The sequence below is a fragment of the Parafrankia sp. BMG5.11 genome (assembly GCF_004337455.1).
On record NZ_SJXI01000200.1, the window covers coordinates 1 to 1620 of the forward strand.

At 72.3% G+C, this 1620-nt stretch carries 1 protein-coding gene; it reads right to left on the minus strand.

Annotated elements, in window-relative coordinates; all coding sequences use genetic code 11:
• Nucleotides 1–32: 32 nt before the first annotated feature.
• A complete protein-coding gene (locus E0504_RS49880) occupies nucleotides 33–1565 on the minus strand; it encodes an ISL3 family transposase (RefSeq protein WP_131628131.1) in 1533 nt (510 codons plus the stop codon).
• Between the last annotated feature and the right edge of the window lie 55 nt (nucleotides 1566–1620).

The window sequence follows — 1620 nt, forward strand, 5'->3', positions numbered from 1 at the left end:
GGCTCTGCCGCACTTCCGGTGGTGACTGTGTGTTAGCCGAGCAGGATCCGGTGGCGGAGGAGCGGGAAGCCGGCTCGGCCGTGCATCTGGCGCATGATCTTCTTGGTTTTGGTGTTCACGCCTTCGGTGCCGCCGTTGCTGTAAGGCAGGGTGAGCGCGTTGTTCACGGCGTCCCGGTCGAGGTCGAGGCCGCGGGTGTAGGCATGCAGGTGGGGCAGGTCGGCGGCCCGCGCGGTGGTGATCCATGCGGTGAGACGGTCGTCGTTGCCGTCGGTGGGGTCGAGCAGCGCGGCGAAGCCGCGGATCAGGCCGGCGAGGGTGGTCATCTCGGGGCAGGCGGCGGTGAGCTGGTCGAGCCGGTCACGTTGGGCGTCGGTGAGGGTGTCGGGTCTGGTGAGCAGCAGGCGGGTCAGGGCGCGTGGGGACATCGCCGGCTGGTCACCGTCGAGCCGGCCGGAGTTGATGTAACGGACGAGCAGGTTGTGGCTGCCCGTGTAGCCCTGCTCCCGGATCTCGCGGAACAGGCGCAGGACCGGAACGGCGGGTTCCTCGGCCCGGCGGCGCTTGAGATGGTCGCGGTAAGGGTCGACCAACGTCGGGCGGAACGCCGGCGCACGGATCAGCCGTTCCGGCTCGGGGACGCGGGCGTAGCGCTTGACCGTGTTCAGGGAGAGATTGAGCCTTCGTGCGCAGTCCAGCAGACCCACGCCCTGATCGAGCAGGCCATGAACCTGCGCCCAGCGCTGTCGGGTGGTCTGAGCGCGGGGCCCCTCGGTCGGCGGCGGGCCGGCCTTCGCCCAGCAGGCGCTGTGCGCCGCGACCTCCCGGCGGACGGCCTCGGCGAGGCCATGCCACAAGTGCCACCGGTCTCCTACCTGCCGAGCGTCGGGCAGGACACGGCGGACACCCTCGGCGTAGGCACCGGAGCCGTCCCGGCAGACGACCTCAACGCCGGGATGAGCCCGCAGCCAGGCCTCCAGAGCATCCGCGCCGCGGTCGGGCAGGACGTCGACGCGGCGGCGGGTCTCGACGTCGATCAGAATCGTGGCGTAGCGGTGGCGGCGGCGCAACGCGAAGTCGTCCACACCCAGGACCCGCGGGACCTGCAACCGCGGCAGCGGAAGGCGCAGCAGGCAGCGCAGCGCCGTGTCCCGTGACAGCCGTACCGACAACGCGCTCAACAGCCGGGCCCCGCCGCGGCCCGCGAGTTCCCGGACCACCGCGCCGACCTGGCCCGCCAACCGGACGGTGCGCCGCTGGTAACGCTCCAGCACACCCGGGACCTGCTCCCGGAACGTCCGCAGACAGCCCCGGGTCGGACACACGAGCCGACGGACCCGCACGGTCAGCAGCACCCGGCGCGCGTCCAGCGCCACATCCGCCGGCGTCCGCACGTGGTAGCTGTGCACCCGCGCCGTCAGCGCCCCGCACCGCGGGCAGGCGGCCGGCCGGTCCGGAGTCCGCGCCGCGACCCGGATCCGGTCACCCTCGTCCGCCACGTCCTCCACGACCAGCGGCGCCAACCCCGCAAACACCACCGCCACCAGGCACTCCACACCAACCATGACGGATCGTGACACGGCGGGCCACGTCGGCTACCACCGGATGTGCGGCAGAGCC